Here is a 14,662-nt window from a genome sequence, read left to right as displayed (position 1 = left end):
TGTGAGGATCGGCTGCATCGGGCTCGGCGACATCGCGCAGAAGGCGTATCTGCCGGTACTCACCACGCTGCCCGGCGTCGATCTGCATCTGCAGACCCGTACCCCGGCGACGCTCGCCGCCGTCGCCGGAGCCCACCGGATCGCGCCCGACCGGTGCCACACGGACCTCGACGCGCTGCTCGCCCAGGGCCTGGACGCCGCCTTCGTGCACGCCCCGACCGCCGTGCACCCGGAGATCACCCGCCGACTGCTGGAGGCGGGCGTCCCCACGTACGTCGACAAGCCGCTCGCCTACGAACTCGCCGACTCGCGGCGGCTGGTGGACCTCGCGGACGAGCGGGTGGTCACGCTCGCGGTGGGCTTCAACCGCCGGCTCGCCCCCGGCTACGCGGAATGCGCCGAGCATCCGCGTGAGCTGATCCTGATGCAGAAGAACCGGGTCGGGCTGCCCGAGGACCCCCGCGTCATGGTGCTCGACGACTTCATCCACGTCGTCGACACCCTGCGCTTCCTGGTCCCGGGAGCGGTCGAGCACACCGTCGTGCGGGCACGCGTCCGCGACGGCCGGATGCACCACGTCGTGCTGGAACTGTCCGGGGACGGGTTCACCGCCATCGGCATGATGAACCGGCGCAACGGCTCGACCGAGGAGATCCTGGAGGTCTCCGGCGAGGACTCCAAGCGGCAGGTGTTCAATCTCGGGGAGATCGTCGACCACCACGGGGAACCGACCGTGCGGCGCCGGGGCGACTGGGTGCCGGTCGCCCGCCAGCGCGGCATCGAACAGAGCGTGCTCACCTTCCTCGACGCCGTACGGGCCGGGAAGGTGCTCAGCGCCCGGGACGCGCTGGCCACCCATGAGCTGTGCGAACTGGTCGTCAGCGAAGCGCTGGCACACGCCTTCTGACCGACCGCAGCCCCTCGGCGGCGCCCAGGACGAGCAGCACCGCCGCGGCCCCCCGCACCGGCCAGTCACCGAAGCGGACATAGAGCGTGGTGCCCGTCGACAGCGGTACGTCGAACACGGCGGCCCCGCTCGTGTCCGTGTCCAGCGGCGATCCGACCCGGCCGCCCCCGGCCCCGTACACCGTGCTCGTCCCGGTGAGCGTGGCGTGCACCACCGGCCGTCCGCTCTCGGCGGCCCGCAGGGCGCCCAGCGACGCGTGCTGGGCGGGCGCCCAGCCGCCCTGGAACGACGAGGTCGACGACTGGGCGACCAGGACCTGCGCACCGTCCCCGGCCAGCTGCCGGCTCATGTCCGGGAACGCCGTCTCGAAGCAGATCAGCGGGCCGATCCGCAGGCCGCGGGCCGTGCCCTCGCCCAGGCCCGATCTCCCCGGCAGGGTCATCACGACCTGCCGGGTGCCGCGCAGCCGGTCCTCACCCGCGGCCCGGCCGACCGAGGTCGCCCAGCCGAGGGCCGAACGGGCCGGTACGTACTCGCCGAACGGCACCAGACGCATCTTGTCGTAGCGGTCCCCGGTCGGTCCGTCGGGACCCACCAGCACCGCGCTCTTGAAGATCCCCGTGCGGCCCGAACCGTCGGTCTGCCGGGCGTCCACACCGACCAGGACATCGGCGCCGACCCGGCGGGCGAGTGCGGCGATCCGTGCCGCCGGACCCGCCCGCCGGGACAGATCGACGCTCACACTGCTCTCGCCCCAGACCACCAGGTCGACGTCCTGGCCCACCAGGGTGCGGGTCAGTTCCTCGCCGCGTTCGAACCGGCGACCGATGCTGCCCGCACCCTCGACGACCCCGGGCTGTACGACTGCGATCCTGGCCATGCCCGCAGGCTCGGGCCTCGGCGCCCATGCCGAGACCGCCCCCACGGCCAGCGCACCCAGCGCGACCCCGGCGAGCACGGCCGTGCGCGCCGCGGAGTCGACCAGCAGCACGGCGATCGCCGTGTTCACCGCCACCAGCAGCAAACTCACCAGCCACACCCCACCGACCGATGCCACCCGCAGCGCGGGCGCGACCTGCCACTGGCCAGCGCCGAGCAGTCCCCAGGGGCCGCCGAGTCCTTCCCAGGACCGGATCAGTTCGATCATCAGCCAGCCGGACGGGATCACGAACAGCCCGGCCACCGTCCGGGCGACGGACGGTGATCCGCCGAGCATCCGGAGGACCAGCAGGCCCCACGGCCCCCACAGCAGACCGAGCAGAGCGGCGAGCACCACGAGGAACACATGGAGGCTCGGCAGCAGCCAGTGGTGCGCGGCGAGCATGAACCCGGCCCCGCCGAGCCAGCCGTCGAGCGCGGCCCGGCGGCCCGTACCCGCCGTACGGATCAGCAGCAGCCACGGCACCAGGGCGACATACGCCAGCCACCAGAGCGAGGGGGCGGGGAAGGCGAGCGTCGGAAGGGCCCCGGCGGCCAGGGCGGCGGCCCCGCGCCACCAGGGCGAGGCCGCCGCCCTGGCCACGGCGTCGTCCCACCGGACCCGCCGTCCCTCCGTCTGCCGGGCGGGCCGCGTCCGCTGTACGCGCCGCTCCCGTCGTGCCCGCTGGTCCTGACCACCGACCGGATTCCGCATGCGGCGCCCTTCCTCGTACCGCCCGGCGGGCGTTCTGCCGGGTGACCCGGTGTTCTGCTCCCGGTCCCTCAGTGTGGGGGAGCGGGCGGGACGGTGACAGGGGGACGGACATCGGGCGCGTCGCCCGGTCCGGCGGAACACGGCGCCCGGGGGCGGCCGGGGCGGTCACGTGCCCGGGTCGTTCAGGGGGCCCGGGGCACTCATGGAGTGTCCGGGGCGCGCCGCCATTTCTCCTCGACGACGACCGTACGGATGCGCCATCCCGCGTCCGTACGCAGCAGCTCGAAGGCGTACCGTCCGCCGGTCAGGAAGTTGGGTACGGTCGGCGGCCCGTCCGCTCCCGGCGATCCGGTCTCCCGCCGCATCGGATTGAGGTAGTCGGCCCGCACCTCGGCGCGGTCGCCCGGATAGCCGCCCAGGTCCTGGAGGGTGAGCCGGCGGTTGACGATCAGGTGCTGACGGACCGGGAAGCGCCGCAGCGACTCCTCCAGCCATCGGGCGACGTCGGCGGCCGGACCCTCGACGCCGCCCGCGCTCCGGTAGTCGGCGCGGCCCTCCGGTGTGAACAGTGCCCGGTAGTCGGACCACGAGCCGTCGTCCACCGCCACGGCGTAGCCGGTGATCACCGCGTCGATGGAGAGCTGGTCCATCACGGCCGAAAGATCCACACGCTGCGTCATCCGGTCAGTCTCCGGTAGTCGGCGCACAACTCCAAGGGCTGAACGCGGCGGATGCCGAAGACTTCCGGCCGCCGGTGGCGGCGGTCTCCCGGCGGAGACATCGAACCGGGGCGGGCGGTGAGGCGCGGGGGCGGGGAGGAGGGGGCAGGGCGGGGGCGGGTACGCGGCCGGCCGGTCCGGTGGGGAGGGGAGCACCGATCCGGCGATGGCTCCGGCGGAGTACGGACGGGATGAACCCGGTCCCGGGGAGCGGGCCGTAAGCTCGGGGCATGGAGCAGAGTGAAGTCGTGAAGCGAGTGATCGGCATCCTCACCGAAGCCGGCGAGATGCACCGCCTGCTCGCGGAGGACAGTGAACGTGATGATCTGGAGACGGAGACCGGTGTCGTAACGGCTCTGCTGGACGAGACCATGCCGAAGATCGCCATCTCCGAGGACGCCACCATCGAAGAGGTCGCGGCTCTCGTGGGGCGCGAAGTGGGCGGCGCGGTGGAGCAGTTGGTGGGGGCGTTCACCTTGGCCTTCACGATGCTGGCACAGGTGCACGACTCCGGACAGACGGACGTGTCGTCCACCGATGTCCTGCGGGATCTCGCTCTCCGGATCGAGGAGACCGGACCCGACGAGGCCCCGGGTGCGGCTTTCTGACGCTCGCCGAAGCGATCCGTCGCCGCCGGTGTCCACCCGTACCGTGTCGGCGGAGCGCCGCACCGCGCGCGTGGACACCGGCGTCCCCGACGGCTTGTTCAGCGGCTCCGGGACGCGCCACCCCGGTCGGTCCGGGGGGACGGCGTCACGGGCGTGTCATCCCGCGGACTCACCCGCGTGGGGGCTCAGCACACCGGCCGCCACCAGAGCGAACAGCAGCACGCCCAGCAGTACCCGGTAGACGACGAACGGCATGAAACTCCTGGTCGAGACGAACCGCATGAACCACGCGATCACCGCGTAGCCGACCGCGAACGCGATGACGGTCGCGAAGATCGTCGGACCCCACGACACATGTCCCTCGCCCGCGTCCTTCAGTTCGAAGACACCGGACGCCAGCACCGCCGGGACGGCCAGCAGGAACGAATAGCGCGCCGCCGCCTCACGGGTGTAGCCCATCAGCAGACCGCCGCTGATCGTCGCGCCCGACCGCGAGACGCCCGGGACCAGCGCCATGGCCTGACAGAACCCGAAGATGAGACCGTCCTTCACGCCGAGGTCCCTGAGCGACTTGCGGTCCCGCGTCGCGCGGTGCCGGCCGCCGATCTCGTCGCGGGCGGCGAGCCGGTCGGCGATCCCGAGGACGACGCCCATCACGATCAGCGTCGTCGCGATCAGCCGCAGATCGCGGAACGGGCCCTCGATCTGGTCCTTGAACGTCACACCGAGCACCCCGATGGGGATGGACCCCACGATGACCAGCCAGCCCAGTTGCGCGTCGTGGTCCCGGCGCGCCGCCGAGTCGGTCAGGGAACGGAACCACGCCGAGACGATCCGGGCGATGTCCTCGCGGAAGTAGATGAGGACCGCCGCCTCCGTGCCGATCTGGGTGATGGCGGTGAACGCCGCACCCGGGTCGTGCCAGCCCGCGAACGCGGCGGTGAGCCGCAGATGGGCACTGGAGGAGATCGGCAGGAACTCGGTCAGTCCCTGTACAAGGCCCAGGACGAACGATTCGAACCAGCTCATGGGGGTCAGGCCATCCCGGGGATGATCAGGCGACGGCCGCCGGGCATGAGGGCCGTCGGCTCCGTGCGGGGTGCGGTCATAAGGGATTCAGGGCGCAGGTGGCCCCGGCGTCTCCTTGTCGGTCGCGGGCAGGTTACCGGCCCCGGATGAACGGAAAGCGGCGTCCTTCCGGCGTACGGGTGACACACCGTTCCCGCTCAGCCGGTGGCGCTTGCGCCAGGCGACCAGGACCGCCCCGATCCCCGTCAGCACGATGAAACCCGTCGCGGCCAGGAAGGCGGGTGAGGTCGGGGAGGCCGCCTCGCTGCCCGCGACGACGTACGCGGCGGTGTTCGGCACCGAACCGAGCCCGGTCGCCAGCAGGAACGGCGGACAGCCCATCCGGGAGACCGCCGCGCAGTAGTTGGCGGCGGCGAACGGCACACCGGGGAAGAGCCGGAGCGCCAGCATCGAGCGGAAACCGTGCCGGCTCAGCTGCCCGTCGGCCGCCGTCAGCCACCGGCCGCGCACCAGCGTGCGCAGCGCGTCCTGACCCAGCACCCGGACGAGCCCGAACGACACACCTGCCCCGAGCACCGTCCCGGCCAGCGCCGCGCCCAGACCCGCCTGGGCGCCGAACAGCGCGCCCGCCGCGAGATTGAGCAGCGGTCTGGGGACGAACGCGACGGTGCACACGCCGTACGCGACACCGAACAGCACGACCGCCGCAGCGCCGGTCAGCCGGTCCGGCCAGCCGTCCGCCAGCAGCCGCTGGGGTTCGAGCACCAGCATCGTCGCGGCGGCGGCCGAGAGCACGACCACGAGCAGGGAGAGCCGCGACCAGGGGGAGAGCAGGGCCCGCGCGCAGCGCACGGCGAGGCCGCTGCCGGGCCGGGCGGCGGGAGCGGGGGCGAGCATTCCGGGAGAGTAACCGACACCTGTGTGTGAACGGCGTAACGCCCGCGGCACGAACCACCCGGCGGCGCTCGTCCGGGCGCGAAAACCATTCGACGGGCGCCCGCCGTCCGGCCCATCATCAGGGCATGTTCCGGTACGCCTTCCTCGCAGCGCGGTCCGCAGTCGCGGGCCCGGCGAAGGCTGCCGTCACGCACAGCACGGCCATCGCCGCCGTCATGGCGCTCACCGTCGTGGCGGCCGCGCCCGCCGCAGCCGCAGCGCTCATCGGCGGCGCCCGAAGCTGACCCTCCCCCGACAGACCGGCGGACCCCGCAAGGGGAGGGTCGGCGGGGCTCCGGGGTCCACGACCGGCTTCGAATTCCAAGGAAAGAGCCATGCCCAAGACGGCGTACGTGCGCACCAAGCCGCACCTCAACATCGGCACCATGGGTCACGTCGACCACGGCAAGACCACTCTCACCGCCGCCATCACCAAGGTGCTCAGCGAGCGGGGCACCGGCGCCTTCGTCCCGTTCGACCGCATCGACCGGGCACCGGAGGAGGCGCAGCGCGGCATCACGATCAACATCGCGCACGTCGAGTACGAGACCGACACCCGTCACTACGCGCACGTCGACATGCCCGGCCACGCCGACTACGTCAAGAACATGGTCACCGGGGCCGCGCAGCTCGACGGGGCGATCCTCGTCGTCTCCGCGCTCGACGGGGTCATGCCGCAGACCGCCGAACACGTCCTGCTGGCCCGTCAGGTCGGGGTCGACCACATCGTCGTCGCCCTGAACAAGGCCGACGCCGGTGACCCCGAGCTGACCGACCTGGTCGAGCTGGAGGTGCGCGAACTGCTCACCGCGCACGGTTACGGAGGTGACTCCCTTCCCGTCGTGCGTGTCTCCGGGCTCAAGGCACTGGAGGGTGACCCCCGGTGGACCGCGGCCATCGACGGGCTGCTCGACGCGATCGACACGTACGTACCCATGCCGGTGCGGTACACCGACGCGCCGTTCCTGCTCCCCGTGGAGAACGTGCTGACGATCACCGGGCGCGGCACCGTCGTGACCGGCGCCGTCGAGCGCGGCGCCGTCCGGATCGGTGACCGGGTGTCCGTGCTCGGCGCGGACGTCGACACCGTCGTCACCGGTCTGGAGACGTTCGGCAAGCCGATGGAGCACGCGGAGGCCGGTGACAACGTCGCGCTGCTGCTGCGCGGGGTGGAGCGTGACCGGGTCCGCCGCGGCCATGTGGTGGCGGCGCCCGGCAGCGTCAGTCCCGGCCGGCGCTTCACGGCGCGGGTGTACGTGCTGTCGACGCGGGAAGGCGGTCGCACCACCGCGGTGTCCACCGGCTACCGGCCGCAGTTCTACATCCGCACCGCGGACGTCGTCGGCGACGTCGACCTCGGCGACGTGGCGGTGGCACGTCCCGGCGACACGGTGACCATGACCGTCGAGCTGGGCCGGGACCTCCCGTTGGAGCCGGGACTCGGCTTCGCGATCCGCGAGGGTGGCCGGACGGTCGGCGCCGGTACGGTGACCGGCCTGCTCTGACGCCGTCCGCGCGGGCCCGGACGGTCCGTCACCGGGCCCGCGCGGACCTGCCTCCCCCGCCCCGGGGAGGCGGGTCCGCAGCCGTGCGGCAGACTGGGGCCATGGCGGACACAGCACTGGTACTCGGCTCGGGCGGCGTCACCGGCAGCGCCTGGGAGACCGGAATCCTGCACGGACTCGCCAAGGCGGGCGTGGATCTGTCCACCGCGGACGTCGTCATCGGCAGCTCGGCGGGCGCCGTCGTGGGCGCCCAGCTCGCCTCCGGACTGCTCACGGCCGGCGAGCTGTACGAGCGTCAACTCAGCGGACGCCGGGAACCGGCAGGGGGCAGGATGCCGGTGACCCTGTTCCTCCGTTACGCACGGGCGGCGCTCTCGTCCCGTACCCCCGAGGCGTACGGAAGGCGACTGGGCGCGCTGGCCCGGACCACACGCCCCCAGGTCACCGCGGACCAGCGGCGCGTCACCATCGCCGGGCGGCTCCCGTCGCCCCACTGGCCCGAACGCGGACTGCTCGTCACCGCCGTGGACGCAGTCTCCGGCGAACCGCACACCTTCGACAGGACCAGCGGAGTCCCGCTCGTCGACGCCGTCACCGCGAGCTGCGCGGTCCCCGCGGTCTGGCCGGTCGTCACGGCCGGCGGCCGCTCCTGGATCGACGGTGGAGTCCACTCCCCGGCCAACGCCCACCTCGCCGCCGGCTGCACACGCGTCGTCGTCATCGCACCCAGCGCCCTCGGCAACCGGGCGATCGCCTCGCCAGGGGCCCAGGCGGCGGCCCTCGCCGAGGCGGGCGCCCGGGTCGAGGTGATCACCCCGGACCGGGCCGCGAAGAAGGCGTTCGGGCGGAACCCGCTCGACCCGGCCCACCGGGCCGCCGCGGCCCGCGCCGGACTCGCCCAGTCCGCGGCGCACACCGAGGCCGTCTCCGCGGTCTGGCACGGTTGATCCGGGGCCGGCGCGGCTGACTCGGGGTCCGGTGCGGCTGGTCCGGGGTCCGGCGCGCGACTGGTCCGGACGTGCCGGGGGAACGGCGCAGGTCACGGGCCCGGACGGCCTCAGCAGCCGTTCCGGTGCGGAGTGCCCCGCCCGGCACCCCACAATGGGCGGGTGAACCAACCGATACCCGTGATCCGCGATGTCGACGGCGGCACCGCCAGACTGCTGCCCGACGTCGACCGGGAGCGGGCCTGGCTGCTCACCGTCGACGGCTCGCCCCAGTCGTACGTCGACCTGGACGATCCGGGCCACCTCGAATTCGAGTACGCGCGACGGCTCGCCCACGTCGTGGACCGCGCCGCCGGCCCCGGCGTCCCGCTCGACGTGCTCCACCTCGGCGGCGGCGCGCTCACCCTGCCCCGCTACGTCCTCGCCACCCGCCCCGGATCACGCCAGGACGTCGTGGAGGCCGACCTCGGGCTGCTCGCCCTGGTCGCCGAGCGACTGCCGCTACCCGCCGACAGCGGAATCACCGTGCACGGGGCGGACGCCCGCGAACGGCTGGAACGGACACCGCCCGGCTCCGTCGACGTCCTGATCGCGGACGTCTTCGGCGGCTCGCGGGTGCCCGCCCACCTCACCTCGGTCCAGTACGCGCGAGCGGCCGGGCGGGTGCTGCGCGACGACGGTGTGTACGCCGCCAACCTCGCGGACGGCGCTCCCTACGACTTCGTACGCTCCCAGCTCGCCAACTTCGCGACGGTCTTCGAGGAGCTGGCGCTGATCGCCGAACCCGCCGTCCTCCGCGGCCGGCGCTTCGGCAACCTCGTGCTCGTGGCGTCCCACCGTGTCCTCGACACCGCGTCGCTGGCCCGCCGCTGCGCCGCCGACGCCTTCCCCGCCCGGGTCGAGCACGGCAGGGCGCTGGCCCGTCTCATCGGTACGGCGCGTCCGGTCGACGACGCGGACGCGGTCGCCTCACCGGAGCCCCCGGACGGCGCCTTCAGCCTCGGCTGACGTCGCCGGCCCGGGTCCGGCTTCAGCCTTGGCCGACCTCGCCGACCCCGGTACTCTCCGTCGCGGCAGGCATGGCAGGCATGGCAGGCATGGCAGGCGCGGCAGGCGCGGCAGGCGCGGCAGGCATGGCCAGCACGGCCGTCACCGGGGCCGGAGGGACCTCCTTCGAGCCGGTCACGCGCGTCAGGTTCCGTACCGCCGGAACGCTCAGCGCGCCGGCGGTGACAAGCACGATGAGCGCGGAGCAGCCCCACAGCGCCGGCCCGCGCCCGATCACACCCTCCACGGGCCCGGCCACGGCGGTGGCGACCGGCACCATCGCCACCGAACCGAACCAGTCGTACGCCGACACCCGCGACAGCTTCTCCTCCGGGATCTCCTGGTGCAACGCCGTCATCCAGGAGACGCCGAACACCTCGATGGCCACGCCGCTGACGAACATCACCACACAGAGCCAGAACACCGGCAGCGGAACCGCGAGGCCCGCCGACGGAAGGGCCAGCGGGAACACACAGAGCGTTCCCGCCAGCAGCAGCCGCCGGGGCCGCCAGCGCGTCATCAGCAGCGCACCGCCCAGCGTCCCGACCCCGAAGGCGGCGAGCGCGAACCCCCAGGGCCGGGCCCCGCCGAGCTGGTCGCGGGCGACGAGCGGCCCGTACACCGCCTCGGCCGCCCCGACCACGGCGACCACCACCGAGAACTGGGCCACGACCACCCAGAGCCAGGTCCGGCCGACGAACTCCCGCCAGCCCTCGCGCAGATCGGCCAGCAGCCCGCCGCCGGGGGCGCGCGCCGGGATGTGGCCGACGTCGAGGAAGGCCCGCAGCGCACCGGCCACCGCGAAGGCCGCCGCGTCGACGGCGAGCACCCATCCCGGGCTCATCGCCGCGATCATGGCGCCGCCCAGCGCCGCACCGCCGATCGAGGCGCCGTGCATGGACATCCGGAAGAACGCGAAGGCGCGACTCGCCTGTTCACCGCTGACGCTCGCCATCAGCATGCCCTCGGCCGCCGGGGAGAAGAACGCCTGGCCGGTGCCGCAGAGTGCGGTGAGCAGCATCATCTGCCACAGGCGTGGCTCGCCCGTCAGCACGAGCCAGGCGAAGGCCGCCTGCGAGACGCAGTTCAGGGAGTTCGCCGCGACCATCACCCGGTGCCTGGGCAGCCGGTCCGCGATCGCGCCGCCGATCAGCAGGAAGACCACCAGCGGGGCGGTGCGCGCGGCGGCGACGAGACCGACGTCACCGCCGTCGCCCCCCGACTCCAGGACGGCGAACGCCGCCGCGATCAGCGCGCCGTTCGTACCGAGACCCGTGATGATCGCGGAGGCGGTCAGCAGACCGTAGTTGCGGTCGGCCCAGGCGGGGCGGCGGGGGCGGGACGCGGGGTTGGCGGTGGGAGTCACCAGGGGACTATCCCTGTCGGCACCCCGCCGTGCCAAATGGGATTACCGGGCGGACCCGGCCGGTGATGACGGCCGGGTCACGCACACCGCCGGACCTTGTCGGAACCGCTCGGCCCGTGCGCTGTCGTGCCGCTCGTGCTCGTGCGCTGTCCGGCCTCCGCGCAGCCCGGTACGCCTCAGGCCGTTCGGCCGGCCGCACCGGACCGGCGCCTCGTGCGCGGTCAGGACTGTCCGGCCAGGCGCACCGTGCTGAGGATCTGCTGGATCGTCGCGTCCGGGAGTTCGTCCTTGACGCCCGTGTTCGCGTACAGCACCCAGCTGGAGAAGTCACCCTTGGCGTTCTTGAAGCTGAAGGCGATCGACTTGCCGTCGGTGTCGCACTTGTTCTTCTTGGGCACACCGGGGGCGGTGGCCGTCACGACGCTGCCCGACAGCCCGGACCTGGTGGTGTACGGCGCGGGCTTGCCGACCTTGACGGTGCCCTTGGGGGCGGTCTGGGCGTAGCCCGCCCACGCCCAGTTGCCGGCTTCGGTGGTGGCGGCCTCGTCGGTGTTCTTGGCGCCCTGGCCGCCCTTGGTGCCGGTCCCCGCCAGGCTGGTGGTCTCCGACGAGCCGTCCTTGTCGATGTCGTCGACGCACCACTTGCTTTTGAGGTGCGCGGGCGAGGAGAAGCCGACGACCGGCGCGTCCGCGGGCTTCTTGGCGTTCTCGAAGCCCGAGATGACACCGGGGCCGTCCACCTCCCAGTCGCCCGGGACGTCGAACTGCGTCCCCCACTTGGGGTTGGTGACGACCTTCCAGCCGGCGATGAGCGGCTTGGCGTCCCCGTCGGGGCCGCGCGGGTTGGCGGCGGGGGAGGAGGCCACGGTCGACGGGGCCGCCGACGGTGACGCCTTCTTGTCGTCGGCGACGGACGGGCCGTCCTTGTCGTCGTCCTTGTTCAGGACGAGGAAGCCCGTGACGGCGGCGGCCACGACCACCACGGCGACCGCGACGACCGCGACGACGGTCGTCTTCTTCCTGCCGCCGTCCGGACCACCCGGCACAGGACCGCCCGGCTGACCGGGCACGGCGTACTGCGGCACGGTCGGCTGCTGATACGGATTGGGCTGCTGGTAGCCGGGCTGCCCCTGCTGCGGATGGCCGGGCTGCTGCCCCGGCTGCTGATATCCCGGCTGTTGGTACGGGTTCGGCTGCTGGTAACCCGGCTGCTGGTACGGGTTCTGGTTCTGGTCCTGCGGGTTCTGCTCGCCCCCGGGCGGCTGCTGTCCTGGCCACATGGCGAGTAACCATAGAGGGGGAGGGGCCCGTCGGCTACGGCCGCCCCCGAGGGGGGGATGGCCAAACGCCGCTACCGGTGAGTAGCGTTCGGGTATGAGCGAAGCAGAGATGACGGTCGGCGACCTGCTCGTCGCGACGGTACCGATGGCCAGGACCCTCAACCTCGAATTCCTGGAGACGACGGCCGAACGCGCCGTCGTGCGCTTGCCGGACCAGCCCGAATACCACAACCACCTCGGGGGACCGCACGCCGGTGCGATGTTCACCCTCGCCGAGTCCGCGAGCGGGGCGATCGTCATCGCCGCCTTCGGCGACCGGATGTCGCAGGCCGTACCGCTCGCCGTCAAGGCGGAGATCGCCTACAGGAAGCTGGCCAAGGGGGTCGTCACGGCCACCGCCACCCTCGGCCGCCCGGCGGCCGACGTCCTCGCCGAACTCGACAAGGGCGAACGCCCCGAATTTCCCGTCTCCATCGCCATCGAGCGCGCCGACGGGGCCGTGACGGGCGAGATGACGGTCGTCTGGACGCTCCGTCCCAACGCCTGAACCCGCCCGCACCGGCCGCCGCGCCGTCACACGTGTTCCCGGGGCCGTCGCGCCACCCTCCGCCGAGGGGCGCGACGGCCCCGCGCACGGTCCGGACGGATAAGCTTCCCAGGTGTGCCACGATTCCTCGGGGCGAGCACCGGAAGATCATTACGGGAGGAACCGGCGTTGGACGTCCAGGCGTGGCTCGAAACCATTCCCGCGGTCAGCATCTACCTCCTGGTGGGGGTCGTGATCGGGCTGGAGAGCCTGGGCATCCCGCTGCCGGGGGAGATCGTGCTGGTCAGCGCGGCCCTGCTGGCCGCCTCGCACGGTGACATCGATCCCGTGATTCTCGGAGTCTGCGCCACCGCCGGAGCGGTCGTCGGGGACTCGATCGGTTACGCCATCGGCCGCAAGGGCGGACGCCCCCTGCTCGGCTGGCTCGGAGGGAAGTTCCCCAAGCACTTCGGCGAGGCACAGATCGCCATGGCCGAGCGGTCGTTCGAGAAGTGGGGCATGTGGGCGGTCTTCTTCGGCCGCTTCGTCGCGCTGCTGCGCATCTTCGCCGGTCCGCTGGCCGGCGTCCTGCACATGCCGTACTGGAAGTTCCTGATCGCCAACGTGCTGGGCGGCATCGTCTGGGCCGGTGGCACCACGGCCGTCATCTACTCGGTCGGCGTGGTGGCCGAGGCGTGGCTCAAGCGTTTCTCCTGGCTGGGCCTGGTGCTCGCGCTGCTCATCGGTCTGGTCTCCATGCTGGTGCTCAAGAACCGGGCCAAGAAGGCGGCCGCGCAGTCCACGGCACCTGCCCCGGCCGACGCGGCGTCCGTGCCCTCCACCGACTGAGGCGGCCGGTCCGGCGGGCCCCCGCGCGTCGTCCGCCGTGTCGGCGGGGGTGCCGGGCCCTGCGGCGCGGTGGGGTGAACGTCACAGGTCACCGCCTCGGCCGACGGTGAGCGGGCCGATTACCGTGTGCGGGTGCCGAAGAACAGCAACACGGTCTCCTCCCTGACGGGCCTGCGGCGCCGTGTCCTCTCCCGGGCCGTCCACCGGGGCTGGCGATGGGTACAGGAGACCGGCGCGGTCACGGCCCGCCACCCCGGGCGACTGCGGTTCGGCCGGATCGGAGTGGGTACGAGGCTCGCCTTCCCGCAGGGCACGGTCTTCGGGGAACGGTGGATCGAACTCGGCGACCACCGCGTCGTCGGTGAGCAGGTCACCCTGCGGCCGCCCCTGCGTACCCCGGCTCCCACGCCCCCTCCCGCGGAGAATGCCGCGGAACGGTCGTCGGTGGCGGTGCGGCCGGACGGGCCGCGGTCGAACGGGACCTGATCCTCCGAGCGGGCCGCAGGCCGGTACGCATCCGATCGAGCGGGCCGCAGGCCGGTACGCATCCGATCGCGACGGGGGGCGCGAACCCGCCGAACCGACGGCGGCGGTCCGCGTCCCACCCGTGCGCCGGTGGCCGCCCCCTATGCCTCACCAGGCACAACACAGCGCCGGGCGGCGGCTGTTAGCGTGACTTTCATGCGTGCACCCATCGGCACCTTCGAGGATGCCTCCCCCGCCACGGACCGTACCGACCTGCTCGTCCCATCCGTCGCCGAAGCGGTGCGTGGTGGCTGGAGCGGTGTCCCCGCCGAACAGATCATCCACGTCGACACCGACCCGGAGATCGCCGACACGGCCGTCTTCGCCGAGCACCACGGCGCCGACCTGCTCAACCGGTCGGCCAACTGCGTGGTCCTGACGGGACGGCGTGGTGGCGAAGCCACACTGGCCGCCTGCGTCGTCCTCTCCCACTCACGCGTCGACACGAACGGGGCGGCCCGCAGGCACCTCGGCGCGCGCAAGGTGTCCTTCGCGCCGATGGACGTGGCGCTCGGGGAGAGCGGTATGGAGTACGGCGGGGTCACCCCGGTGGGACTGCCGGACGACTGGCGGCTGTTGATCGACCCCGCCGTCGTCGACGAGGAGTGGGTGCTGATCGGCAGCGGCAGCCGGCGCGGAAAACTGATCGTGACGGGCAAGGCCCTGGCAGCGCTGCCGCACGCCGAGATCGTCGACGGCCTCGCTGTCCGGATCGACGGTCTCGGCGTCTGAGGCGGCCGCCCCGGTGCCAGGCGTGCGGTCGGCGGCGGCCGGGGCACGAGAGC

At 72.8% G+C, this 14,662-nt stretch carries 15 protein-coding genes and 1 pseudogene; 10 read left to right on the top strand and 6 right to left on the bottom strand.

Going from position 1 to position 14,662, the window contains the following annotated elements; genetic code table 11:
* Nucleotide 1: 1 nt before the first annotated feature.
* On the top strand, nucleotides 2-907 hold the full coding sequence (locus tag PZB75_RS02585) for a Gfo/Idh/MocA family oxidoreductase (protein ID WP_275533655.1): 906 nt from the start codon (nucleotides 2-4) through the stop codon (nucleotides 905-907).
* Here the strand turns inward: PZB75_RS02585 and lnt are convergent.
* Together lnt and PZB75_RS02575 are read right to left on the bottom strand one after the other, a co-directional pair.
* Nucleotides 879-2,540, bottom strand: a complete 1,662-nt coding sequence (gene lnt, locus PZB75_RS02580; protein ID WP_275533654.1) for an apolipoprotein N-acyltransferase — start codon at nucleotides 2,538-2,540, stop codon at nucleotides 879-881. The genes PZB75_RS02585 and lnt overlap by 29 nt on opposite strands.
* Before the next feature lie 200 nt (nucleotides 2,541-2,740).
* Nucleotides 2,741-3,220: a nuclear transport factor 2 family protein gene (locus tag PZB75_RS02575; protein ID WP_275533653.1), complete on the bottom strand. Its 480-nt coding sequence runs from the start codon at nucleotides 3,218-3,220 to the stop codon at nucleotides 2,741-2,743.
* 269 nt (nucleotides 3,221-3,489) lie between these two features.
* On the opposite strand from PZB75_RS02575, the gene PZB75_RS02570 reads away from it, so the two are divergent.
* On the top strand, nucleotides 3,490-3,867 hold the full coding sequence (locus PZB75_RS02570; protein WP_275533652.1) for a hypothetical protein: 378 nt from the start codon (nucleotides 3,490-3,492) through the stop codon (nucleotides 3,865-3,867).
* 156 nt (nucleotides 3,868-4,023) lie between these two features.
* Here the strand turns inward: PZB75_RS02570 and PZB75_RS02565 are convergent, their stop codons facing one another.
* Both PZB75_RS02565 and PZB75_RS02560 read right to left on the bottom strand, forming a co-directional pair.
* Nucleotides 4,024-4,896, bottom strand: coding sequence for an undecaprenyl-diphosphate phosphatase (locus tag PZB75_RS02565; protein ID WP_275533651.1), 873 nt, complete (start codon nucleotides 4,894-4,896; stop codon nucleotides 4,024-4,026).
* A gap of 87 nt (nucleotides 4,897-4,983) precedes the next feature.
* A complete protein-coding gene (locus tag PZB75_RS02560) occupies nucleotides 4,984-5,793 on the bottom strand; it encodes a TVP38/TMEM64 family protein (protein ID WP_275533650.1) in 810 nt (269 codons plus the stop codon).
* Between the two features lie 125 nt (nucleotides 5,794-5,918).
* Between PZB75_RS02560 and PZB75_RS02555 the strand changes: the two genes are divergently transcribed.
* The 4 genes from PZB75_RS02555 (at nucleotide 5,919) to PZB75_RS02540 (ending at nucleotide 9,292) form a co-directional block, all read left to right on the top strand.
* The gene (locus PZB75_RS02555) at nucleotides 5,919-6,077 is read left to right on the top strand and encodes a hypothetical protein (protein ID WP_275533649.1); all 159 of its coding nucleotides are present in this window, start codon (nucleotides 5,919-5,921) and stop codon (nucleotides 6,075-6,077) included.
* A 90-nt stretch (nucleotides 6,078-6,167) separates the two neighbouring features.
* Nucleotides 6,168-7,337: an elongation factor Tu gene (tuf, locus tag PZB75_RS02550; protein ID WP_275533648.1), complete on the top strand. Its 1,170-nt coding sequence runs from the start codon at nucleotides 6,168-6,170 to the stop codon at nucleotides 7,335-7,337.
* 101 nt (nucleotides 7,338-7,438) lie between these two features.
* Nucleotides 7,439-8,284 carry a patatin-like phospholipase family protein gene (locus PZB75_RS02545; RefSeq protein ID WP_275533647.1) on the top strand — a complete coding sequence of 282 codons (846 nt, stop codon included), beginning with the start codon at nucleotides 7,439-7,441 and terminating at the stop codon, nucleotides 8,282-8,284.
* A 162-nt stretch (nucleotides 8,285-8,446) separates the two neighbouring features.
* Complete coding sequence (locus PZB75_RS02540; RefSeq protein WP_275533646.1) at nucleotides 8,447-9,292, top strand: fused MFS/spermidine synthase; 846 nt, start codon at nucleotides 8,447-8,449, stop codon at nucleotides 9,290-9,292.
* Between the two features lie 22 nt (nucleotides 9,293-9,314).
* On the opposite strand, the gene PZB75_RS02535 is transcribed toward PZB75_RS02540, so the two are convergent.
* Both PZB75_RS02535 and PZB75_RS02530 read right to left on the bottom strand, forming a co-directional pair.
* Nucleotides 9,315-10,697 carry an MFS transporter gene (locus PZB75_RS02535; RefSeq protein ID WP_275533645.1) on the bottom strand — a complete coding sequence of 461 codons (1,383 nt, stop codon included), beginning with the start codon at nucleotides 10,695-10,697 and terminating at the stop codon, nucleotides 9,315-9,317.
* Between the two features lie 221 nt (nucleotides 10,698-10,918).
* Nucleotides 10,919-11,977, bottom strand: coding sequence for a hypothetical protein (locus tag PZB75_RS02530; protein ID WP_275533644.1), 1,059 nt, complete (start codon nucleotides 11,975-11,977; stop codon nucleotides 10,919-10,921).
* 109 nt (nucleotides 11,978-12,086) lie between these two features.
* On the opposite strand from PZB75_RS02530, the gene PZB75_RS02525 reads away from it, so the two are divergent.
* From PZB75_RS02525 to PZB75_RS02510, 4 genes and pseudogenes are all read left to right on the top strand, one after another.
* Nucleotides 12,087-12,524 (top strand): DUF4442 domain-containing protein, encoded by a 438-nt coding sequence (locus PZB75_RS02525; RefSeq protein ID WP_275538554.1) that lies wholly within the window; start codon nucleotides 12,087-12,089, stop codon nucleotides 12,522-12,524.
* Nucleotides 12,525-12,692: 168 nt separating this feature from the next.
* On the top strand, nucleotides 12,693-13,352 hold the full coding sequence (locus tag PZB75_RS02520) for a DedA family protein (RefSeq protein WP_275533643.1): 660 nt from the start codon (nucleotides 12,693-12,695) through the stop codon (nucleotides 13,350-13,352).
* A gap of 132 nt (nucleotides 13,353-13,484) precedes the next feature.
* A pseudogene (locus PZB75_RS02515) lies at nucleotides 13,485-13,730 on the top strand (acyltransferase); the annotation flags it as partial.
* Nucleotides 13,731-14,033: 303 nt separating this feature from the next.
* Nucleotides 14,034-14,609 (top strand): YbaK/EbsC family protein, encoded by a 576-nt coding sequence (locus tag PZB75_RS02510; protein ID WP_275533642.1) that lies wholly within the window; start codon nucleotides 14,034-14,036, stop codon nucleotides 14,607-14,609.
* The last annotated feature ends 53 nt before the right edge of the window (nucleotides 14,610-14,662 follow it).

The organism is Streptomyces sp. AM 4-1-1 (assembly GCF_029167625.1).
Lineage (GTDB): Bacteria > Actinomycetota > Actinomycetes > Streptomycetales > Streptomycetaceae > Streptomyces.
The sequence above is the reverse complement of the archived record's forward strand: the minus strand, read 5'-3'. Positions and strand labels throughout refer to the sequence as shown.